This is a genomic window from Luteimonas sp. 100069, from assembly GCF_003813845.1.
Taxonomy (GTDB): domain Bacteria; phylum Pseudomonadota; class Gammaproteobacteria; order Xanthomonadales; family Xanthomonadaceae; genus Luteimonas; species Luteimonas chenhongjianii.
This window is the reverse complement of sequence record NZ_RPFN01000001.1, coordinates 1,106,873-1,128,187: the sequence shown is the minus strand read 5'-3', so window position 1 is coordinate 1,128,187 and position 21,315 is coordinate 1,106,873. Positions and strand designations below refer to the sequence as shown.

Genomic DNA, 21,315 nt, shown 5'->3' with positions numbered 1-21,315 from the left:
TCCCGGTTGCCGACCCAACCAATGGCACTCGCGCGCAGGCGCGGAGCCGCGGGGATCGAACGGACCGGGCATGCTTACCGTGCGGCAAGGCCTCCGTCCCGGGCGAGCACCCGCACGCGCTGGGTCAGCGCGTGACTTTCACCCGGCGCGAGCTGCACGACATCCGGGCCGGCATTGGCCGCCTCGATGCAGAGGAAGCCGCGCCATGCGCCCTGGTCCATGTCCTGGCTGCGTTCGGCGGCAGCCTCGCCGGGATTCCAGACGACCACCGAGCGACTGCCCGTCGTGGTGAGTTCGATGCGTCGGCCCAGGCCCGGGTCGTCCAGCCGGTAGCGACCCCCTGCCTCGGCGTAGATGTAATCGCTGCGGCCCGGGTCGCGGGCATCGTCGAGCACCCAGTCGCCGGTCTGGGTGTGGCGCGCGTACTCGTCGTTCTTGTCGAGGAATTCCAGCCCGTCCAGACCCTCGACCCGCACCGCGGCGACATCGGACACGCGGAAATAGCTGTGCAGCGCCTGGGTGAACGCAATGGCGGTCTCGCCGGTATTGGTTGTCTCGAGCGTCTGCTCCAGCGCAGGGCCGATCCTGACGTGCATGCGCAGTGCCAGGCCGAGATCGGCGTGCTGCGGCGGCGCCAGGGTCAGCGACACCGTTCCGTCCTCGTCGCGAACGACAGACGTCACGCGCCACTGCACCGTGCGGGCGAACCCGTGCGACGGCACGTCGCCGGCCTGCCCCTGGCGACCGAAATACGGCCAGATGACCGGCACCCCGCCACGGATCGCCGCAGGCAACTGCGCCTGGCGGGGCGACATCCACAACACGTCCTGCTGTCCGCTCGGCACGTAGGACAGCAGATGCCCACCGTGCAGCGCGATCGCGGCCTGTGCATGCGGCGTCTCGATCAGCACGGCCGGGTAGCCTGCGAACAGTCCGGCCCGCACGCCCGGCACATCGAAATCCGCCAGCTCGTCCGCGTCGACCGCCCCGGCCCGGGCCGCGTTGGCGACCTGCGCAGCGAAATCACGGGGCACGGCAAAACGCGTTTCGACGGACGGCGCGGCGGGGGCGACGTGCATGGGGGCTCCGGATTCAGTGGGAAGAACGGATCGCGCGCCTGGCGCGCAGGCCAACAGGGCGGGCAGGCACACGGACAGCAGCGTTGCGCGCATGGACATCGTGTTCGCGAAAAGGTCGGCCAGTCTACGATCCGCCCCGCACATCGGGGCGCACGCCACGCGAGCATCGCTCAGGCTTCGGCCGCCCAGGGCGCCTGCGCCAGGCGGCGGGCGAGATGGTCGATCAGTGCCTGGACCCGCGCCGGGCGCCCGCGCCCCGGCGGCATGACGACATGCACGGCGATCTCCGGCGGCTGCCAGCCCGGAAGCGCGACTTCCAGTGCGCCGCGACGCAGTTCCCGCCAGACCAGGAACTCGGGTTGCAACGCCAACCCCATGCCCGCGAGCAGCGCCGGGGTCAACGCTTCGGCATTGTTTGCGCGCAGTACCGAGGGCACCCCGACCGAGTAGTCGCCCTGCCGCGGATGATGGAAACGCCAGGCCGCGCCCGGTTTCGCGTAGGCATAGGTCAGGCCGCGGTGCGTGGCCAGCTCGCGCGGATGCTTCGGCCTGCCCATGCGCTCGAAATACGCAGGTGCGCCGACCAGCAGGATGCGCACGCCGCACAGCCGCCGGGCAATGAGGCTGGAATCATCGAGATTGCCGATACGCACCGCGAGATCGAAACCGCCGCCGACGAGGTCGACGGTCTCGTCGCTGAGCGCCAGTTCCAGGGTCACATCGGGGAATCTGCTCATGAAGGTCGGCAGCAGCGGCGCCAGATGCGCCACGCCGAAGGACATCGGCGCGGCCATGCGTACATGCCCGCGTGGACTCACCGCCTGCGCGGTGATCGCGGCTTCCACCGCCTCGCCCTCCGCCAGCAGCCGGGTCGCACGTTCGACTGCGGCCTCGCCCGCTGCAGTCAGCGACATGCGGCGGGACGTGCGATGCAGCAGCGGCGTGCCCATGCGGCGCTCCAGCCTGGCGATGGCCTTCGACACCGTCGGCTGGGTGATGCCCAGCGCCTCGGCCGCGGCGGCGAAGGAACCGAGTTCGGCGACCCGGGCGAAGATCGCCCAGGCTTCCAGGTCCGGTAGCTGCATGTCATCACAAATGGAATTGATGGAGTTCCATTCTTTCCATTCCTGGCATGCCGTGCAAGGCGTAACGTGGCGTCATTCCCAACGCACTGGAGTACGACATGATCGAACGCCGTCCTTTCGACAGCCTCGGCGCCGCCAACCACGGCTGGCTCGACGCCCACCATCATTTTTCGTTCGCCAGCTATCACGATGCAGAGCGCATGGGCTGGGGTGCGCTGCGGGTCTGGAACGACGATCTGATCGCGCCACGCACCGGCTTTCCGCCGCACCCGCATTCCGACATGGAGATCATCACCTATGTGCGCGAGGGGGCGATCAGCCACAAGGACAACCTCGGCAACGCCGGCCGGACCGGCGCCGGCGATGTCCAGGTGATGAGTGCGGGCACTGGCATCCAGCACGCCGAATACAACATGGAAGGCGAGCAGACGCGCATCTTCCAGATCTGGATCATTCCCGATGCGCGCGGTGGCGCGCCGACCTGGGGCACCAAGCCGTTTCCCAAGGACGCGCGCAGTGGTGATTTCGTCGCGCTGGCCAGCGGCTTCGAACAGGACGACGATGCGCTGCCGATCCGCGCCGCGGCGCGCGTGCTCGGGGCGACACTCAAGGCGGGCGACACCGCCGAGTACCGCTTCGGGACAGGTCGCCTGGGTTACCTGGTGCCGTCGTCGGGCGCAGTCGAGATCAACGGCACGCGCATCGATGCCCGCGACGGCGCCGCGATCCGGGATGAAGCGGTGATCCGGGTGACCGCGCTGGAAGACGCCGAGCTGGTGCTGGTCGACACCGCGCCTTGAGATCTCCGCGCAGGACCGCTGCGACAAACCACCGCCCACCGATGCTGCGGACGCAGCATCGATGGCGCGTGACTGCATGCGATTTCACGCGTACTGACGGGATTCCGTGACGACGTACGCCAAACACCGAATTGGCGACGCGTGGTTTTTGACAGCGTTGTCAACACGCGGCAGCGTGGCCCCTGGTCCACGCGAGGATGGGCCATCACCCAGCCGCAGGAGGCCACATGGACCGCATGATCCGCATCGCCCTTCCTCTCGTCGCCTGTGTCGGCCTGGCAGCACTCGCGACACCCGCTGCAGCGCAGGCGCAGACGCCGGTCTGGGAAGAAAACTTCGAAGGCACGTCGATCGACGGCAACACGTGGACCTACGATGTCGGCACCGGCTGTCAGATCGGCATCTGTGGCTGGGGCAACAGCGAGCTGCAGTACTACACCAGCCGCCCGGAGAACGCGCGGATCGAGAACGGCAATCTCGTGATCGAGGCACGTCGGGAGAATTTCGAAGGCAGCCCCTTCACTTCGGCGCGCCTGAAGACCGAAGGTCGGGTGCATTTCAAGTACGGCACGCTGGAAGCACGCATCAAGACGCCCGAGGCCGGCAACGGCGTCTGGCCGGCCTACTGGCTGCTTGGCGCGGTCGGTGTCTGGCCCGATCGCGGCGAGATCGACATCATGGAAATCGGCAACGTCGACGGTATCGCTGCGGGCATGGCGAACCGCCTGGTCGGCGGCGCCGTGCACTGGAACTACGGCGGCGGCCACGCCAGTCATGCCGACTACGCGGATTTCCCGAGCGATCTGCACGACGACTACCGCACTTACCGGATGACCTGGGACCCGCAGTTCATCCGGGTCAGCGTCGATGGCCTCCAGTACTTCGAGATGGCGATCTCGGACATCGAAGGCGCCTCGCTGCACGAATTCCATGCGCCGCACTTCCTGCTGCTCAACCTTGCGGTCGGTGGCAGCTACACCGGCATCTTCGACCCCAATGGCATCACCGCGCCGCTGCCGGGCAGGATGCTCGTCGACTGGATCCGTCTGTATCAGGACCATCCGGACAGCGAACTGCACATCGGCGGCAACAACGCGACGCCGCCGGGGCGCTTTGGCATCTATTCCGAGCAGAGCGGGCTGGCAGGTGCGCTGGATTTCGGCAGCAATGCGGACCTGTTCGTCTGGAACAATCTCAGCCCGATCGCGGGCGCGCCGTTCGAAGGCAACGAGGCGATGGCGTTCCGGGCGAGCGCCGGACAGTGGTTCGGGCTGGGCATCCTCACCGACTACCGCAACATGAGCGCGTATGCCGGCGGCGCCTTGAAGTTCCACATGCGCACGACGACACCTGCCACGTTCAAGATCGGTATCAACACCTCGTTCGGCGACAGTTGGGTCGACTTCACCGCCAACGGCCCGAATTACGGCCTGGTGCGGGACGGCCAGTGGCACGAGGTCACGATCCCCTTCAGTGCGTTCTACGACCTCGACCTGCACGCGGTAAAACAGATGTTCATGGTGGTCGCCGATCCGCCGGCGCAGGACGTCGAGTTCTTCATCGACAACGTCTACTACCAGAGCCCCTGAACACCCGTCGGGCGTGGCGCGGCGCGCCCGGCTCAGAACACCGACAGGCCCGTCATGCGGGTGAAACGGTGCAGGGCATAGCCGCCGAGCAGCGAGTTGCCCTTCTGGTCGAGACCCGGTGACCACACGCACAGGTTCATGACGTGTGGCACCACGGCGACGATGCCGCCGCCGACACCGCTCTTGGCCGGCAGGCCGACATGGAACGCGAATTCGCCTGCGGCGTCATAGGTGCCGCAGGTCATCATCACCGCGTTGATGCGCCTGGCGCGCTCGATGCTGGTCACCTGCTCCCCCGACGACGGGCATTTCCCGCGGCAGGCGAGGAACTGCAGGCTGCGCGCGAGATCGATGCAGTTCATCTTCAGCGCGCACTGGAAGTAATAGAAATCCAGAACCGCCTGCACATCGTTCTCGATGTTGTCGAAGCTGCGGATGAAGTTGGCCAATGCCACGTTGCGATAGCCGCTCTTGCGCTCCGACTCCCAGATCTCGTCGTCGCGGCCGATGTCCGGGTTGCCCGAGCGTTCGCGCAAAAAGGCCAGCAGGGCGGCTTCGGGATCGTCGTAGTGGGACAGGATCACGTCCGCCACGACGATCGCGCCGGCATTGATGAAGGGATTCCGGGGTATGCCGTTCTCGTGCTCGAGCTGGATCAGCGAGTTGAACGGGTCACCCGAGGGCTCGCGACCGACCCGCTTCCACAGATCGTCGCCGGCCTTGTCGAGCGCCAGGGTCAGGGTATGCACCTTGGAGATGCTCTGGATCGAGAACGGCGCATGCGCCTCGCCGACGGTATGCACGTCGCCGTCGAGCGTGACCACGGCCATGCCGAACGCATCGGGGGATGCCTGGGCGAGCGCGGGAATGTAGTCGGCAACCTTGCCGGCGTGCTGGCCGAACCGCTCGCGCACCTCCGCGTGGATCGTCTTGAGAATGTCCGGAATGTCATGGCGGCTGAGGTCGTGGGGGTTCTGGGGCGGACTGCGCATGAGGTCGGGCTCGGCTGGGGCCGTGCAGTCTGGGCGTGGCCGCGTGACCGGCAGGTCCACGGCACTGCCAGGTGATACCGCCAGTAACACGGGAACGGGCCGTTCACCGCGCGCCCGGGATGCTGGCAACACCTGCGCACACGAGGACATACGATGGGCATGCTGGTCGACGGCATCTGGCACGACGACGATTCCAGACTGGTCGACGAGACCGGCAGACTGCGGCGCCCCCAGTCGGCGTTCCGCAACTGGATCACGCCCGACGGTTCCGCCGGCCCCACCGGCGAAGACGGCTTCAGGGCCGAGCCCGGCCGCTACCACCTGTACATCGCCCGCGCCTGTCCATGGGCACACCGGGCCACCCTGCTGCGCGAGTTGAAGGGTCTGCAGCAGATCGTCGGTCTTTCGGTCACCCACTGGCTGATGGCGGACAAGGGCTGGACCTTCGAACCCGGACCGGGCGTGATTCCGGACCCGCACTACGGGGTGCAAACCCTTTGGCAGCTTTACGTGCGCGCCGACCCGACGTACACCGGCCGGGTCACCGTCCCCGTGCTGTGGGACAGGCAGCGCGAGACCATCGTCAGCAACGAGTCGGCAGACATCATCCGCATGTTCAACAGCGCCTTCGACGAGGTCGGCGCCCTGCCCGGCGACTACACGCCGCGCGCGCTGCTCGGCGAGATCGATGTCCTCAACGATCGCATCTACGACGGCCTCAACAACGGCGTCTACAAGGCCGGCTTCGCGACCAGGCAGAGCGCATACGAGGCTGCGGCAGTCGCTGTGTTCGACACCCTCGACTGGCTGGAAGCACATCTGTCCACGCGCACATGGCTGTGCGGCGACACCCTGACGGAGGCGGACTGGCGACTGTTCACGACCCTGCTGCGCTTCGACGCCGTCTACCACGGACACTTCAAGTGCAATATGCGGCGCCTGGTCGACTATCCGGAGCTGTCGGACTACGCCGCGCGCCTGTATGCGGATCCGGCCGTGGCGCCGACGGTCGATTTCGACCATATCCGCCGGCACTACTACCAGAGCCATCGCCAGATCAATCCGACCGGCATCGTGCCGATCGGGCCGCAACCGCCGTTCGGTGTTGTCGACCGGACGGACTAGTCGCGCGGCGCGTCGACGACATGGGGGACACGCATGGGTGCGCCGTCGGCCCGGAAGAACACCCCATTGCGCACGCCGCGCAGTCGCGCGGCGATGACACCGACCCCGATGCGGGCTGCCGTCAACGTGGTCGCCACCGGCGTGGACCGCACGGGTCCCGTGGCGGAGCCTGCATTGACCACGCAGTGCGGCGCACCGAATGCGGCCTCCCGCGCATCGGCCTGCATCGACCCGGACATCAGGCTCACGTAGGCCATCTGGCTGTCACGCGTGGTATTGGCGAGCGGCATGCCGCAGCAGTCCGCATACCAGCGCAGCAGGCCGTTTTCGCTGAGCGACAGGCAGGTCAGGGCGTCGAGTCCGGCGGTGAAACGCAGCGCCTGCGGCGGCGTCGCGACCAGGGCGGTGCCCCCCTGGGCATCGAGGATGTCGTCGGCGCCAAGCCACAGCGCGTAGGCCCGGCAATCCTTGCAGTAGCAACGCGCGTGGGCGTAGGCGCGATCGCTGTCCAGCCGGGCCCGCAGCTGGCCGCAGCGGCATTGCAGCTCGATTTGCACAGGCGCACTCCCGGGGGGGACAGAATGCCCGCAAGGCTGCGCCGAGGCCGCGGGTAACGCTGTGAATCGCGGCTGGCGAGGTGATTCATGGCGTGCCGGCGGCAGCCGGTCGGTACTGCTGAATGGCCCCAAGCGCCGATCGGCGGGGCATCGACCCTAGCTGTTCGGGCACAACCTCCGGTGCGATCGGGCGCGCGCATGCCTGTCGAAACGTGCATTGCGAAAGCGGAATGGCGTAGGCCCCACACGCCCTCGCACCAGGATGGTCGCCGACCTGCGTCGGGCAACGCGACTGGTCGATCCGCTGCCGTCTGCCAAGTCGAGCCTGCACGCACCTCGGGAATGGCGGCCCTGCCGGTAACCAACCGCAGGTCCACGCCGTCGAGCCGGCGCGCATTCGACGTCGCCAGGCTGCTGTAGCCCACCGCAAGGAGTGCGGACGCCGGGGATCCGTCAGGCAGGCGACTTCAAAGTGCGGGCGAACAGAGCGAGCATCCTCGACCAGGCGTCGGCTGCTGCGGCCTCGTCGTACCGCGGGGTGGTGTCGTTGTTGAAGCCATGCTCGGTATCGGCCGGCTGGAACAGTGCGTAGGTGGTGCCGGCCGCCTGCAGTGCGGCCTCGTAGGCAGGCCATAGCGCATTGACCCGGGCGTCGTTGGATGCAAGCACGACAAGCAGCTCCGCCTTGATCCCGGGTACGTTCTCGAGCGGAGGTGCCGGGCCGTAGAACGGCACTGCGGCGCGCAGGTCGGGCAACTGCGTGGCGAGCCAGTTCGCCATGCCGCCGCCATAACAGAATCCGACCACACCGGTCCGGCCATTGCCGCCTTCGAGCCCGTGCAGCCAGCGCGCCGCCGCCAGGAAATCCTGGCGCGCATCGTCCTGGTCGAGGGTCGCGAACAGCGCACGTGCGGCGTCCTCGTCCCCGGGATAGCCGCCTTTCGGGAACAACGCATCGGGGGCGAAGGCGATATAGCCTTCGAGCGCGATGCGCCGCGCGACGTCCTCGATATGCGGATTGAGACCGCGGTTCTCGTGCACGACGAGCACCAGCGGCAACGCAGCGGTCGTATCGCTTGGCCGGACCAGATAGCCGCGCCCACGCCCGCTTCCCAGCGGCGCGTCGAACTCACGGTAGGTCGCCAGCAGACGCTGATCGTCGGGCGCCACCTGCTGGGCGCGCGCGAACTGCGGACTCAGGGCAGCCAGCACCCCCACCGCCCCGGCCGCGCCGACGATCCTTCCGGCGCCCGACAGGAACCCGCGCCGGTCGATGCCGCCATGCACGTAACGGTCGAACAGCTCGAGGACATCCGGATCGAAATCGCGTGCTGTCTGGCGCGGCGGCTTGTGCATGGCGTGGTCTCGAAGGACGAGCCGTCATCGTAAACCGCCGGCGCCGCACGTGCGGCGGGGCTCCGTCGGCTGCAGAAGCGCCGCGCGCAGGCCGACGTGCGCTGAACTCCCTCTTTGAACCCCGACGCCCGGCCCCGCGCGCGATGGCTTCGCTGTGCTGCCGACGGCGCGCGGCCGAGCTGCGGCCGTGCGCGTCAGCGGTGCGCCAGCGCGTAATCGAGTGCCGCGACGATCGACGCGACCTGCGCGGCATTGCACTCTGCCGGCGTCGTCTGCGGACTGTCTGGATAGACCTCGGTCGTGGTCACGTAACGGGCGCCGGTGATGCCCGCGCACAGGCCCAGTTCGGCGAGCGGGTACTCGATGACCCCGGGAGCCACGACTTTCGCGCCGATCATCTCGCCGTTCTCGTCGGCAGGCGCGATATGGGTCACGCGCGCGACCGCCTCGATGATCGCCTGCTGGAATGCCGGCTGCGGACGGACGCTGTCGTCGACCAGGTAGAACCCGTCAGGGATGCCGCCCGGCTCGAAGGGCCTGCCGTCGCGCGCCGCGAGCGCGGGACGGAATTCGGATTCGTCGGTGTCGGTGGTTTCGTGCAGATCCACATGCACCAGGACCGCCCCGCGCAGCGGCGCGAGCAGGCCCACCAGCGCCGCCGATTCCGGCGCAGGGCTGTTGTCGCGGAACGCGCGGTTCGGGTCGATCGCGTCCGCATTCCAGCGTTGCACGTGTTCGTAGCCCCAGGGGCTCACGCAGGGCACGACCAGCAGGTTGATGCGACCGGCATAGCCCTCGCCCGCCTGCTCGGCGAACTCCAGTGCACCGAGCACGCCACTGGTCTCGTAGCCGTGCACGCCGCCGGTGACCACCGCGACGGGAAGCGCCGGGTTCCAGTCGCGGCTGCGGATCGCCAGCAGCGGGTAGCTGCGGTCGCCATGGTCGAGGCTGCCATAGGCCTGGACATCGAAGCGGTCACGCAAGGCATCGATCCGCGCCACCACATCGTCCGCGTGGCTGCGCTGGCGGCGCTGAGCTGCACGCCACGCGGCGCGTTCCGCATCGCCCCAGGGCGCGCCGGGCGTGCCGATCGGATAGGTTCGGGTGTGCTGCATGGCGATACCTCGGTGCGAAAACGCCGGCACTCTAGCATCGCGCCGGATGCGTCCTGCTCAGGGCGGCGCCGGTCGACCGTACAGATAGCCCTGGCCGTACTGGCAACCGAGTTCACCGAGCATGTCGCGCTGCGCCTGGGTCTCGATGCCCTCCGCCACTGCATCGATGCCCAGGGTGGCGGCGAGCGCGAGGATGGCACGGACCAGCGCGAGGCTCTCGGCATGCAGATCGCTGCCCAGGCCCTGCACGAAGCTCTGGTCGATCTTGAGCGCCCGGATCGGGAACCGGTGCAGATACGACAGGGCCGAAAAGCCGGTCCCGAAATCGTCGAGCATCGCCAGCACGCCGCGCTCGCGCAGCGTATTGAGCATGCGCAGTGCCCGGGGTGCGTCGTCGAGCAGGGCGACTTCGGTGATCTCGATCCGCAGCCGCGTGGCGTCGGCGCCCGCGTCGTCGACCAGCTGCAGCAGCCGCTCGGCGAAATCGCCGGCACGGAAATGGCGTGGAGAGACGTTGATCGAGACGTAGCCGGTGGGATAACGCGACGCCATCATGCCGATGACCTTGCGGTACATCAGCCAGTCGACCTGTTCGATCAGTCCGGTGTCCTCGCCCACCCCGATGAACTCCGATGGGTGCAACATGCCGTGCAGCTCGTGGCGCCAGCGCAGCAGCGCCTCGTGGCCGATCACCACGCCGTCGGCGAGCCGCACGATCGGCTGGAAGTAGGGTTCGAACGCGTCCTGCAGGATCGCCCGGCGCAGGTCGGCCTCCAGGTCGAGCAGGCGGGTCGCCTCGGCGCGCATCGCTTCGTCGAAACGCTCGCTGCGGTCGCGGCCGCAGGCCTTGGCACGGTACATCGCCGCGTCCGCGTCGCGCAGCAGCCCGCCGGCGTCGGCACCGGGATGCGACAGCGCGATTCCGATGCTGGCCGAGGGATAGAGTTCACGCCCCGCCACCCACATCGGCCGCGACAGCGTCTCCAGCAGCGCCGCCGCCATCGCGTCGGCGTCGCCGGGGTCGTCGACACCGCCCAGCACCACCGCGAACTCGTCGCCGCCCAGCCGCGCGGCCATGTCCTGCGGTCCGAGCAGGGCCGAGATGCGCTGCGCGATCTCGACGAGCATCGCGTCGCCGGCCGTGTGCCCGGCGCTGTCATTGACCAGCTTGAAGCGGTCAAGATCCAGGAACAGCACCGCGAAGGGTTCCTGACGGCTCTCCGAGGATGCGAGCGCCGTATTGAGCCGTTCCAGCAGCTGCACCCGGTTCGGCAATCCCGTCAGCGGGTCGTGGCGTGCCTGGTGCACCAGGCGCTGCTGCGCGCGCACCCGCTCGCCGATCTGTGCGCGCAGTTCGCGGTTGGCCTCTTCCAGCTCCCGCGTACGTGCATCGACGCGGAACTCGAGCTCGGTATGCGCGGCCTTGAGCGCCTCCTGCGCGCGCTTGCGTTCCAGCGCGATGTCGATGTGGTGGGCCACGAAGGTCAGCAGGGTCTGGTCGCTCGGGGCGAAACCGATCTGCTCGGCGTAGCTCTGCACCGCGATCGCGCCGACCGTGCGGCCATCGCGGTGCAGCGGCACGCCGAGCCACGATTGCGCGTGCGTACCCCGGCTCTGCAGCCGACCGCTGGCCTCGAGTTTCTCGATGTTCGCGCGGCGCGCCAGCAGTGGTGCGCCGCTTTCAATGACGTACTCGGTCAGGCCGTTCGCGCGCGCCCGCGGCCGCCGTGGCGCGTCGCGCTCGTCCACCGAGTAGGGAAACTCGAGGCGCTGCCCGTCCGGACTGAGCATGGCGATATAGAAGTTCGCCGCGTACAGCAGCTCGCCGACGATGCCGTGCACATCGGCATAGAACCGTTCGATGCTGCCGGCGGCAACAGAGAGTTCGCTGATCCTGTACAGCGCCCGCTGCAGGCGCTCGGCGCGACCGCGCTCGGCGATCTGCGCCTGCAGGCCGATGTTGGCTTCCTGCAGCTCCAGTGTGCGCGAATCCACCCGGCGCTCGAGCTCGGCTTGCGCCTGCTTGCGATCGAGCGCGGTGAGGATGTGCTGGGCGACGAATTCCAGCAGCGCCCGGTCTTCCTGGCTGTAGCGCTGCGGCACGTCGTAGCTCTGCACCACGATCGCGCCGCAGACCCGCCCGTCCCGCCGCAACGGCACCCCAAGCCAGTCTGCGCTTTCCGGGCCGTGCCGCACGTCGCCTTCTTTGACGTCGTGCAGGGCCCTCAGTTGCGCCGACGACCCCATCATCGGCACGCCCGCGCGCAGCAGGGCGATCGTCAGGCTGTTGGGCAGATCGCTGACATGCAGCAACTGCTCCGGGTCGGCCGTCCACGGATCGCGTTCGTCGGCGAAATACAGGAAGCGCAGCGTCTCGCCCAGATCGTCGTAGCTGACGATGTAGAAGTTCTCGGCGGTCGTCAGGCCGCCGACGACGGCGTGGATGCGCGCCAGTACTTCATGCATTTCCAGCGAGGAACCCGCCAGGTCGGCAATCTCGTAGAGCGCCTGCTGCAGGCGCTCGGAGCGACGCAATGCCGAGATATCGCCTTCGGTGGCGAGGGCATCGATCGCGGTCAACAGGCTGTCGGCTGCCAGGCGCGACCATGAGACATGCAGCGGGGCTGGCTCGCCCCCCGTGCCCGAGGCGACCGCGATACGGACGTCACCGCGCAGGGCGCGTTGCACGCAGGCACCCGACTGGCGATCCGGCGGCACATCGCGCAGTGCCTGCCACGCCGCCGCAAGCAGATCCTCGTCGGCACCGGCTGCACAGACACTGCCCTCACCTGCATGGGGATGCCGCCATGCGATCGCCACCGGCATGTCCGCCGGCGCGGTCGCGAGGATGTCACGCGCGCGCGACGCCGCCGCCGCGCGGGACGGCTGCATGCCAATGTCGGCAGGATACGGAAGCGGGGACACATGAACTCGAGTACTGCAGCGGGAGGCAGAATAAACAAACAAAGGAGCTGCGGCACATCGCCGGCCCCTTTTCACCCACGTACCCGTGACGCAACGCACATCGGTAACGCCTCGATGCCGCCCCCGCCAGTCTTTCCGACCTTGCCTGCAGCACGTACCCTGCGGGCCATGCCCGAGATCGCCAGCCAGCAGGACGCGAGCGGCGACGATGCGCTGATGCAGGCCCGGGTCGAGGGCGATGTGCTGGCCTTCGAAACCACCTGCCGTCGCCACCGCGACAAGCGCCATCCGCGCAGCGGCAGGCTGGTCGACGAAGTGCCCCGCGACGTCCCGCAGCGCGGCCCGACCCTCCGCGCCTGCTGGCGGCCGGAGCCGCTGTTCTCGGCACGGCCCTGCCGGATTGTCCACACTCGCCTTGCCGGTTACCGGGGCGCAACGCAGGAGCGCCCGCCGCCGCCGGAAGACGCGGGGCTGCGCACCACGCGGCTCGTCGATCCCGGTTCGGCCGGGCGCCGGCTCTCGGAGTCGGGGCCAGATCGGCAGTTGCAGCTTGCGCTGGAGAGTTTGCCGGCCGCGCCGCGCGTGGTGGAGGAGGTGCGGCTCCTAGCGGGGTCCGCGCTCGAGGAGATCGGCGTGGTTACCGGCGCCGGGCGCGAACCCTTGAAAGCGCGCCCGCGCCACGCGGTGGAAAAGCTGCGCATGCTGCTCACCCCATGAACCGTCCCGACCGCGAACCGCTGACCGACGAGGAACGCCTGCAGGCCGAGCGCCCGGGCGCCGAGGGCCACGGCCCGTCGCCCTCGCCGGGCCTCGGTCCGCTCCTCGCTGAGGGTCGCGAAGTGGCCGCAGAAGCGTCTCCCACCGACACTGCCATCGGCGCGCGCGCGCGGCGCCGCTTGCCGTGGGCAATGGGCATCGCCGCGTCGCTGGCGCTCGCGCTCGGCATCGCCTGGCAATTGCGGCCCGCACCGGCGACCGTGGCGCCGCGCGCCTTGCCGGAGATTTCCGGGGCGGCACCGGCATCGAAAGCGTCGCCCGCGCCTCGCGGGCAGCGCGATGCCGCCCGCTCCCCGCGCGCGCCCGCGCCACCCGCGGCGCCCGCTCCAGCCTCACAGCACCGGACATTCGCGATCCCCGGCGAAGTTCCGGCTGCCGGCGACACGAACGCGCAGGCGGCACAGGCGCGCGCTCCCGCAGCGCCGCGCCTCGATGGGACAGCGCTGGGCGCTGACGTTTCCTCGGCGCCTGCATCGGCGTCGGTCGCGACCGCGCTGCTGGCGCTGACGTCGCTCCCTGCCACGCCCCTGCCCTCGGCGGCGGCACCTGTCGCTGCGCCCGGGGACGCGCCGGCGCGCATCCTGCTGCCGACCGTTGACACAGGTCCACGTGCCTCGTCGACCGCGTGGGTGGACATGATCGACGACGTACCCGAAGACAGCGATCCGCCGGCGACCGCCGATGCCCCGGAGGTCCGCGCCGCGTGGCTGGTCCGCGTCCGCGAGCTGCTCGACGCCGGCCGCATCGCCGAGGCGAGAGCAAGCCTGGTGGAGTTCCACCGCCGACATCCGCAGTCCGAGCTTCCGCCGGACCTGCGCGCGTTGCTGGAGTGATGGCGCTCGACACCCTGGCCGCACCGGCCAGCCACACACTCGAGGTCAAGCACAGCCGCTTCGTGGCGCACGCGGCGCCGGTGGACGATGCCGATGGCGCCGCCGCCTTCATGCAGCGCGTGCACGTGGCCGATGCCACCCACAACTGCTGGGCCTGGCGCGTCGGCGATCAGTACCGCTCCAGCGATGACGGCGAACCGGCCGGCACTGCGGGTCGCCCGATCCTGGCCGCGATCGACGGCCAGGGCTTCGATCGCGTTGCGGTCGTCGTCGTGCGCTGGTACGGCGGCATCAAGCTCGGTGCGGGCGGTCTGGTGCGCGCCTACGGCGGCTGCGCCGCGGAATGCCTGCGCACCGCGCCACGCCTGCGGCTGGTCGAACTGGCGACCCTGCAGCTGCACGCGCCCTTCGATGCGCTCGGCAGCGTGCATGCGGCGCTGCCGGGTGCGCATGCGGTCAAGCTCGAGGAGCGCTTCGACGCGCACGGCGTCACCCTGCGGTTGCAGCTGCCTGCCAACCGCGTGGACGACTTGAGAATCCGTCTGCGCGACGCCACCCGGAACCGGGTCCGCATCGACGACAATGGCTGATGGCATTTCGATCCCCCCGCGCCGCGCCTGACGCCGGCCAACCGAAGGCGCGTATCGGCGCGCTCAAGACCCTGTGGCCGTTCGTGATGCGCCAGCGCGGCCTGTTCGCCGCGTGGCTGGTCGCACTGGCGCTGTCGTCCGCAGCGACGTTGAGCCTGCCGTTGGCGGTGCGGAAGATGATCGATCACGGCTTCACCGGCGGTGACCAGATCGACGCCGCGTTCGCCCTTCTTCTGGCGGTCGCGATCGCCCTGGCGCTCTTTACCGCGGCGCGCTTCTTCTTCGTCTCCCTGCTCGGGGAGCGCGTGGTCGCCGATCTGCGCAGCCGCCTTTACGGCCACCTGCTCGAACTCGACCAGGCGTTCTTCGAACAGACCCGCAGTGGAGATCTGGTCTCGCGGCTGAGCGCGGACACCGAGCTGCTGCGCTCGGTGGTCGGCTCGACGATGTCGGTTGCGCTGCGCAGCACGGTGATGGTGCTCGGCAGCGTGGCGATGCTGGTCATCACCAGCCCGCGGCTTGCGGCCTTCACCCTGATCGGCATTCCGCTGTTCGTCCTGCCCCTGGTGCTGGGCGGTCGCAGGCTCGAGAAGATCTCGCGGCAGAGCCAGGATCGCGTGGCCGATGCGAACGCACTGGCCAACGAGACGCTCGGCGCGATCCGCACCGTCCAGGCGCACGCGCGCGAGCCATGGGAGCGTGGCCGCTTCGGCGATGCCGTCGCGCAGTCGGTCGCCACCGCACGTCGCCGCATCGGCTTGCAATCGATCATCACCGCAGTCGCGATCACGCTGATCTTCGGTGCAGTGACCGTGGTGCTGTGGTCCGGCGCGCACGACGTCATCGAAGGTCGCATGACCGCCGGGACGCTGGGGCAGTTCGTGCTCTACGCGCTGTTCGGCGCCGGCTCCGTCGGAGCGCTGGCCGAAGTCTGGAACGAGCTGCAACGCGCCGCAGGCGGCATGGGCCGCATCGGCGAACTGCTGGTCGAGCGGCCGGGCATCCGCGCGCCAGAGGCCCCGGCTTCACTGCCCCGCCCGGTGCGCGGCGCGCTGCGTTTCGACGACGTGGTCTTCCATTATCCCTCTCGCCCGGATGCACCGGCGCTGGAACACTTCAGCCTCGATGTCGCGCCGGGCGAAACCGTCGCCCTGGTCGGTCCGTCGGGTGCCGGCAAGAGCACCGTGCTGTCGCTGTTGCTCCGCTTCCATGACCCGGCCAGCGGCACGATCTCGATCGATGGCGTCGATATCCGCAGTCTCGATCCGGCCGCGCTACGCGAACAGCTCGCCCTGGTCCCGCAGACGCCAACGATCTTCGCCGCGAGCGCACGGGAGAACATCCGTTACGGTCGGCTCGACGCGACCGATGCGGAGATCGAAGCGGCTGCCCGCGCCGCCGAAGCAGACGCTTTCATCCGGGAACTGCCCGATGGCTACGATGCGCAGCTGGGCGAGCGCGGTGCCCGGCTCTCCGGTGGCCAGCAGCAGCGCATCGCGATCGCCCGCGCCCTGCTGCGCGACGCCCCGGTGCTGCTGCTCGACGAGGCGACGTCTGCGCTCGACGCACAGAGCGAACACGCGGTGCAGGAAGCCTTGGCGCGCCTGATGGAGGGGCGTACCACCGTGGTCATCGCGCACCGCCTGGCAACGATCCTCAAAGCCGACCGCATCGTCGTCATGGACCGGGGCCGCATCGTTGCCCAGGGCACGCACGCCGCGCTGCTGGCGCAGGGTGGCCTGTATGCGGAGCTGGCGCGACTGCAGTTCATCGAGTGACCCGCATGGCGTAGCGCCGGGATGATCTGGACATCCGGATCCAGCGGTAGCTTGCCGACGTCAGTCAGGCCGTGCCGCTGCAACCTGGTACACGCTGCACTTGGCACGCGTGGTCGAGCGCGAAACTGCCGCAAGCAGATCTTAGGCTTTCGAAAAGTCCAAAGCCGGCGCCGGCTCGACGCCCTCAAGTGCATCGACAAAATCCGGCGCCAGCATCAACGACCCGAATGCACCCCGCTGCGTCCCGCTGAGGACACGCAACATGTGCCCGCGGCCGCCGGGCATCCGGCCCATCGGCAGAAACGCCAGATCCCGTGCGCGCGCGATGGTGTCGCGGTCCGACTGGAAGACCGGCGTCAGCCACCGGCTCCAGAACTGGTAGATGCCGACGTGGCGTTGCCGCGTCCGGGCATAGGCCGCCAGCGCGTCCGTCATCGCAGCTTCGGTGCGCAAGGCGTCGCGCAGGGCTTCTGCATCGAGCAGTGCCATGTTGACGCCCTGCCCCAGCTGCGGGCTCATCGCATGCGCGGCATCGCCGAGCAGCACCCAGCGGCCACGATGCCATCGGCTCAGCGTGACGTCGCGATAGGTCGCGCGTGCCAGCTGGGCGTGCGTCGTCGTGGATTCGAGCAGCTGCGCGGCTTCGGGCCAGATCTCGCTCACTGCGCCGCGCCAGTCGTCGAGGGTGGCTGCCTGCCATCCGTCGAAAGCGGCCACGGGCAGACTCCAGAAGAAGCTGATCCGCGGTACCGCATCGCCCGGGCGCGTGCCCACCGGCAACATGCCGATCATCCGGCGCGCGGCGACATAACGCTGGCGGAGTTCCTGCCGGTGCGGCCAGTCGCGTGCGTCCAGCAGGCACCACAGCGCCCCCCACGGATAGACCTGGTCGCGGCGCACGCCGCCCACGTGCCGGCGCAGGCGCGATGCCGCGCCATCGCAGGCCAGCACCAGATCGAAGGGGCCATGACGACTGCCGCCGGCATCGAGCAGGTAGCGATCGTCGTCGGGGTCCGGGCCCTCCACCGTCACCCCCGCACGCAGGACGGCGTCGCTGCCGCGTGCATGGTCCAGCAGGGCGAAAAGCGCGCCACGTTGCATGCCCACGCCGCACAGTCGCGTATCGAGCCCTGCATATCGCATATCCATCACCGCGCGGCCGCACGGCGTTTCGCCGAACAGGCGATTGACGCGCGCGCCATGCCCGAGCACCCCAGCGAGCAGGCCCATTCGCCACAGCACCTGCAGACCGCTGGGTTGCAGCAGGAACCCGGCGCCCACCGGCCCTGGCGCGGGTGCGCGCTCGAAGATCTCGACCCGGTGGCCATCGCGCGCCAGCAGCACCGATGCTGCCTGGCCCGCAGTGCCGTAACCGACGATTGCGATGCGCAGTGCTGGCATGGGGACTCCGGGCGGGGTCCCAGCATACCGGTCGGCCTACGGCCCCGGCGCTCCAAAGCAAAAGGCCGCCCCGTTGCCGGGACGGCCTTTGCGTTCAAAACCCTGGGCGTCAGTGCGCCGGGCGATCCACGCCGTCGGGATCAAGCGGACGCGCGTCGCTCGAGTCCACGAGGCGCGGATCGGGCTTGTCGAGCTTGTCCCCCAGCACGCGGCGCACGGTCACGAAGAACACCGGGATCAGCAGCAGGCCCAGGAAGGTCGCGAACAGCATGCCGCCGATGACGCCCGTCGCAAGCGCGTGGCGGGCGTTGGCGCCTGCACCGGTCGACAGCGCCATCGGGGTCACACCCATGATGAAGGCGAACGACGTCATCATGATCGGGCGGAAGCGCAGTTCCGCGCCTTCCACCGTCGCATCGAACAGGGTCTTGCCTTCCTTGTACTGCAGTACTGCGAACTCGACGATCAGGATCGCATTCTTAGCAGCCAGGCCGATCACCGTGACCATGCCGATCTTGAAGAAGATGTCGTTCGACAAGCCGGGACGCAGCATCGTGAAGACCACCGCGCCAAGGATGCCAAGCGGCACCACCAGCAGCACCGCGACCGGGATCGACCAACTCTCGTACAGCGCCGCCAGGCACAGGAACACCACGATCACCGACAGCAGCAACAGCAGGGTCGCCGTGTTGCCGGCAATGATCTCCTGGTAGGACAGGCCCGCCCAGTCGTAACCGAAGCCCGCCGGCAGATCGTTCTCGACGATCTGCTCCATCGCGGTCATCGCTTCGCCCGAACTGCGCCCGGGCGCCTGCGAACCGACAACGTTGATCGCCGAGTAGCCGTTGTAACGCGTCAACGAAGGCGAGCTGACCCCCCACTTGGGCCTGACCACGGTGTCGAGCGGGATCATCGTCGGCGTCCCGTTGGGATTGGTCGCGATGGCGCTCGGCGTATAGAAACGGTTGATCGAACCCGGCGCGTCCCGGAACTGCGCGTCGGCCTGCATGGTTACGCGCTTGATGCGACCTTCCGAGATGTAGTCGTTGACGTAGACAGGCGCCAGCATCAGCTGGATCGCACTGTAGATGTCGTTGATCGACAGCCCCATCGACCCGGCCTGCACGCGATCGACGTCGAGCTGCAACTGCGGCGCGGCCTCGAGCGTGTTCGGACGGACGCCCTGCAGCAGGTCCGTCTCCTGCGCTGCTGCACCAATCAGCTGGTTGAGCGCCTGCTGCAGGGCTTCCCTGCCAGCGCCGCTGCGGTCCTGCAGGTACATGTCGAACCCGCCGAACTGGCCCAGGCCCTGCACGGTCGGCAGGTTCACCACGAAGATCGTCGCGTCCTGTACGCCCTGCAACGCACCATTGACCTGACCGAGGAACCCGTTGATGTCGACGTCGCGCTCGCTCCAGTCCTTGAGCTTGATGAAGCCCATGCCGACGTTTTCGCCCTGACCGACGAAGCTGAAGCCCGCGACCTGCAGCATGCTCTCGTACGAGGGGTTCTGCTCCAGTCGCGCGCGCACGTCCTCGAACACCGCGTTGGTCCGCTGCAGGGTCGCACCCGGCGGCAGCTGCACGATCGCCAGCGCATAGCCCTGGTCCTCTTCAGGCAGGAAGCTGCTGGGCAGTTTCATGTAGAGGAAGCCGCACATCACCGACAACGCGACGAACACCATCATCCAGCGCGGCGCATGACGGATTGCGCTGCCGACGTGGCCGACATACGTGCGGTTCACGCGGTCGTAGTACTTGTTGAAGGTCCGAACGAAGGCATTGTCCCTGCGCTCGCCAGGCGGGGCGTGCTGCTTGAGGAAGCTCGCGCACAGCGCCGGCGTGAACCCCAATGCGAGAAACGCCGAGAATCCCATCGCCACTGCGATCGTGATCGCGAACTGCTTGTAGATCTCGCCCGAGGCGCCGCCCTGCAGGGCGCTGGGAATGAACACCGCGGCCAGCACAACGGTGATCGCGACGACGGCGCCGGTGATCTGCTCCATCGCCTTGATTGTCGCTTCGCGAGGTGGCAGGTGCTCCTCCGACATGATGCGTTCGACGTTTTCGATCACCACGATCGCATCGTCGACCACGATGCCGATCGCCAGCACCATCGCGAACAGGGTGAGCTGGTTGACCGTAAAGCCCAGCAGGCTCAGGCCGAGGAACGTACCGAGCAGTGCGATCGGGATGACCAGCGTCGGGATGATCGTCGCACGCAGGTTCTGCAGGAACAGCAGCATCACCAGGAACACCAGCACCAACGCCTCGATCAGGGTCATGACGACTTCCTTGATCGACAGCGTCACGAACGTCGTGGTGTCGTAGGGCTTGAACCACTCGATGCCCGGCGGGAACGAGGGCGCCAGTTCGTCCATGCGCGCCGACACGGCTTCAGCCACCGTCAGCGCGTTCGCACCCGGCAGCAGCTGGATCGCGAATGCGCCCGTCGCCTGGCCGTTGTACTTGGTGTCGAAGCCGTAACCCGACGCACCGATCGCCACGCGCGCGACGTCTTTCAGGCGCACCGTAGCGCCTTCGTTGTCAGCACGCAGGATGATGTTCTCGAACTGCTCGGGCGTGCTGAAGCGCCCTTCCGCCGAAACCGTGGCGGTGAAGCCCTGGCCGGGCGGCGCGGGATCGGAACCGATCGAACCGGCGGCGAACTGGACGTTCTGGCCGCGCACCGCGGCCAGAACCTCGGACGCGGACATGCCGTAGCCCTGCAGCTTCTCCGGATTGAGCCAGATGTTCATGGCGTACTCGGCGCCGAACTGCTGGGTGCTGCCGACACCGGGCACGCGTGCGATCTGGTCGAGCACGCGCGAACCGATGATGTCGTTGAGCTGGTTGCGGGTCACCGTCGGGTCCGAGGCGCGCAGGCCCACGACCATCAGGAAGCCCGCGTTGGCCTTCGCGACCACGACGCCCTGCTGGACGACCTCGGTGGGCAGACGCGGTGTCGCCAGTGACACCTTGTTCTGCACCTGCACCTGCGCGATGTCCGCGTCGGTGCCGGTCTCGAAGGTCAGGGTGACGGAGGCCCTGCCGGAAGAGCTCGACGTCGAGCTGAAATACAGCAGGTTGTCGATACCGGTGAGCTGCTGCTCGATGACCTGCGTGACGGCGCGCTCGGTGGTGTCGGCGCTGGCGCCGGGATAGGTCGCCGAGACCGTGACCTGCGGCGGTGCGACGCTCGGGTACGACTCCACGCCCATGTTCAGCAGCGAGATCACGCCGGCGAGCGAGATCAGAATGGAGACGACCCAGGCGAAGACCGGGTGGTTGATGAAGAACTTGGGCATGGGGGA

16 protein-coding genes are annotated in these 21,315 nt (G+C 68.4%); 7 read left to right on the top strand and 9 right to left on the bottom strand.

Annotated features, from left to right (window positions below; translation table 11 throughout):
* Window positions 1-74 precede the first annotated feature (74 nt).
* Together EGK76_RS04990 and EGK76_RS04985 are read right to left on the bottom strand one after the other, a co-directional pair.
* Window positions 75-1,079, bottom strand: coding sequence for a D-hexose-6-phosphate mutarotase (locus EGK76_RS04990; protein WP_123831834.1), 1,005 nt, complete (start codon window positions 1,077-1,079; stop codon window positions 75-77).
* Between the two features lie 170 nt (window positions 1,080-1,249).
* Window positions 1,250-2,164 (bottom strand): LysR family transcriptional regulator, encoded by a 915-nt coding sequence (locus tag EGK76_RS04985; RefSeq protein ID WP_096298628.1) that lies wholly within the window; start codon window positions 2,162-2,164, stop codon window positions 1,250-1,252.
* Window positions 2,165-2,262: 98 nt separating this feature from the next.
* On the opposite strand from EGK76_RS04985, the gene EGK76_RS04980 reads away from it, so the two are divergent.
* Both EGK76_RS04980 and EGK76_RS04975 read left to right on the top strand, forming a co-directional pair.
* Window positions 2,263-2,964: a pirin family protein gene (locus EGK76_RS04980; protein WP_096298630.1), complete on the top strand. Its 702-nt coding sequence runs from the start codon at window positions 2,263-2,265 to the stop codon at window positions 2,962-2,964.
* A 227-nt stretch (window positions 2,965-3,191) separates the two neighbouring features.
* On the top strand, window positions 3,192-4,553 hold the full coding sequence (locus EGK76_RS04975) for a glycoside hydrolase family 16 protein (RefSeq protein ID WP_123831833.1): 1,362 nt from the start codon (window positions 3,192-3,194) through the stop codon (window positions 4,551-4,553).
* Between the two features lie 32 nt (window positions 4,554-4,585).
* Here EGK76_RS04975 and EGK76_RS04970 read toward each other — a convergent pair whose 3' ends face one another.
* Window positions 4,586-5,545: a glutaminase gene (locus EGK76_RS04970; RefSeq protein ID WP_096298634.1), complete on the bottom strand. Its 960-nt coding sequence runs from the start codon at window positions 5,543-5,545 to the stop codon at window positions 4,586-4,588.
* Window positions 5,546-5,698: 153 nt separating this feature from the next.
* Here EGK76_RS04970 and EGK76_RS04965 point away from each other — a divergent pair, with 153 nt between their 5' ends.
* The gene (locus tag EGK76_RS04965) at window positions 5,699-6,670 is read left to right on the top strand and encodes a glutathione S-transferase family protein (protein WP_123831832.1); all 972 of its coding nucleotides are present in this window, start codon (window positions 5,699-5,701) and stop codon (window positions 6,668-6,670) included.
* Here EGK76_RS04965 and EGK76_RS04960 read toward each other — a convergent pair.
* The 4 genes from EGK76_RS04960 to EGK76_RS04945 all read right to left on the bottom strand — a co-directional run bounded on the left by EGK76_RS04960 (window position 6,667) and on the right by EGK76_RS04945 (window position 12,590).
* On the bottom strand, window positions 6,667-7,227 hold the full coding sequence (locus EGK76_RS04960) for a DUF6151 family protein (RefSeq protein ID WP_123831831.1): 561 nt from the start codon (window positions 7,225-7,227) through the stop codon (window positions 6,667-6,669). The genes EGK76_RS04965 and EGK76_RS04960 overlap by 4 nt on opposite strands.
* A gap of 453 nt (window positions 7,228-7,680) precedes the next feature.
* Window positions 7,681-8,583 (bottom strand): dienelactone hydrolase family protein, encoded by a 903-nt coding sequence (locus EGK76_RS04955; protein ID WP_123831830.1) that lies wholly within the window; start codon window positions 8,581-8,583, stop codon window positions 7,681-7,683.
* Window positions 8,584-8,777: 194 nt separating this feature from the next.
* Window positions 8,778-9,698: a M14 family metallocarboxypeptidase gene (locus tag EGK76_RS04950; RefSeq protein ID WP_123831829.1), complete on the bottom strand. Its 921-nt coding sequence runs from the start codon at window positions 9,696-9,698 to the stop codon at window positions 8,778-8,780.
* Window positions 9,699-9,755: 57 nt separating this feature from the next.
* On the bottom strand, window positions 9,756-12,590 hold the full coding sequence (locus EGK76_RS04945) for an EAL domain-containing protein (RefSeq protein ID WP_233580157.1): 2,835 nt from the start codon (window positions 12,588-12,590) through the stop codon (window positions 9,756-9,758).
* Between the two features lie 201 nt (window positions 12,591-12,791).
* Between EGK76_RS04945 and EGK76_RS04940 the strand changes: the two genes are divergently transcribed.
* Genes EGK76_RS04940 through EGK76_RS04920 form a run of 4 tightly spaced genes read left to right on the top strand, consistent with a single transcriptional unit; the run spans window position 12,792 to window position 16,601 of the window.
* Window positions 12,792-13,340 carry an RNA polymerase subunit sigma gene (locus tag EGK76_RS04940; RefSeq protein ID WP_123831828.1) on the top strand — a complete coding sequence of 183 codons (549 nt, stop codon included), beginning with the start codon at window positions 12,792-12,794 and terminating at the stop codon, window positions 13,338-13,340.
* Window positions 13,337-14,233 (top strand): hypothetical protein, encoded by an 897-nt coding sequence (locus tag EGK76_RS15360; protein WP_158613448.1) that lies wholly within the window; start codon window positions 13,337-13,339, stop codon window positions 14,231-14,233. Before EGK76_RS04940 ends, EGK76_RS15360 begins: the two co-directional genes overlap by 4 nt.
* A complete protein-coding gene (locus tag EGK76_RS04925; protein WP_123831825.1) occupies window positions 14,233-14,823 on the top strand; it encodes a YigZ family protein in 591 nt (196 codons plus the stop codon). Before EGK76_RS15360 ends, EGK76_RS04925 begins: the two co-directional genes overlap by 1 nt.
* The gene (locus tag EGK76_RS04920) at window positions 14,823-16,601 is read left to right on the top strand and encodes an ABC transporter transmembrane domain-containing protein (RefSeq protein ID WP_123831824.1); all 1,779 of its coding nucleotides are present in this window, start codon (window positions 14,823-14,825) and stop codon (window positions 16,599-16,601) included. Before EGK76_RS04925 ends, EGK76_RS04920 begins: the two co-directional genes overlap by 1 nt.
* 141 nt (window positions 16,602-16,742) lie before the next feature.
* On the opposite strand, the gene EGK76_RS04915 is transcribed toward EGK76_RS04920, so the two are convergent.
* Together EGK76_RS04915 and EGK76_RS04910 are read right to left on the bottom strand one after the other, a co-directional pair.
* Window positions 16,743-18,002 carry an NAD(P)/FAD-dependent oxidoreductase gene (locus EGK76_RS04915; protein ID WP_123831823.1) on the bottom strand — a complete coding sequence of 420 codons (1,260 nt, stop codon included), beginning with the start codon at window positions 18,000-18,002 and terminating at the stop codon, window positions 16,743-16,745.
* Window positions 18,003-18,111: 109 nt separating this feature from the next.
* Window positions 18,112-21,309, bottom strand: a complete 3,198-nt coding sequence (locus EGK76_RS04910) for a multidrug efflux RND transporter permease subunit (RefSeq protein ID WP_123831822.1) — start codon at window positions 21,307-21,309, stop codon at window positions 18,112-18,114.
* Between the last annotated feature and the right edge of the window lie 6 nt (window positions 21,310-21,315).

What these genes read in the sequence shown, in the direction of transcription:
- EGK76_RS04990 (WP_123831834.1), bottom strand. Translation starts at nt 1,079, where the DNA reads ATGCACGTCGCCCCCGCCGCGCCGTCCGTCGAAACGCGTTTTGCCGTG.
- EGK76_RS04985 (WP_096298628.1), bottom strand. Translation starts at nt 2,164, where the DNA reads ATGCAGCTACCGGACCTGGAAGCCTGGGCGATCTTCGCCCGGGTCGCC.
- EGK76_RS04980 (WP_096298630.1), top strand. Translation starts at nt 2,263, where the DNA reads ATGATCGAACGCCGTCCTTTCGACAGCCTCGGCGCCGCCAACCACGGC.
- EGK76_RS04975 (WP_123831833.1), top strand. Translation starts at nt 3,192, where the DNA reads ATGGACCGCATGATCCGCATCGCCCTTCCTCTCGTCGCCTGTGTCGGC.
- EGK76_RS04970 (WP_096298634.1), bottom strand. Translation starts at nt 5,545, where the DNA reads ATGCGCAGTCCGCCCCAGAACCCCCACGACCTCAGCCGCCATGACATT.
- EGK76_RS04965 (WP_123831832.1), top strand. Translation starts at nt 5,699, where the DNA reads ATGGGCATGCTGGTCGACGGCATCTGGCACGACGACGATTCCAGACTG.
- EGK76_RS04955 (WP_123831830.1), bottom strand. Translation starts at nt 8,583, where the DNA reads ATGCACAAGCCGCCGCGCCAGACAGCACGCGATTTCGATCCGGATGTC.
- EGK76_RS04950 (WP_123831829.1), bottom strand. Translation starts at nt 9,698, where the DNA reads ATGCAGCACACCCGAACCTATCCGATCGGCACGCCCGGCGCGCCCTGG.
- EGK76_RS04945 (WP_233580157.1), bottom strand. Translation starts at nt 12,590, where the DNA reads ATGCAGCCGTCCCGCGCGGCGGCGGCGTCGCGCGCGCGTGACATCCTC.
- EGK76_RS04940 (WP_123831828.1), top strand. Translation starts at nt 12,792, where the DNA reads ATGCCCGAGATCGCCAGCCAGCAGGACGCGAGCGGCGACGATGCGCTG.
- EGK76_RS15360 (WP_158613448.1), top strand. Translation starts at nt 13,337, where the DNA reads ATGAACCGTCCCGACCGCGAACCGCTGACCGACGAGGAACGCCTGCAG.
- EGK76_RS04925 (WP_123831825.1), top strand. Translation starts at nt 14,233, where the DNA reads ATGGCGCTCGACACCCTGGCCGCACCGGCCAGCCACACACTCGAGGTC.
- EGK76_RS04920 (WP_123831824.1), top strand. Translation starts at nt 14,823, where the DNA reads ATGGCATTTCGATCCCCCCGCGCCGCGCCTGACGCCGGCCAACCGAAG.
- EGK76_RS04915 (WP_123831823.1), bottom strand. Translation starts at nt 18,002, where the DNA reads ATGCCAGCACTGCGCATCGCAATCGTCGGTTACGGCACTGCGGGCCAG.
- EGK76_RS04910 (WP_123831822.1), bottom strand. Translation starts at nt 21,309, where the DNA reads ATGCCCAAGTTCTTCATCAACCACCCGGTCTTCGCCTGGGTCGTCTCC.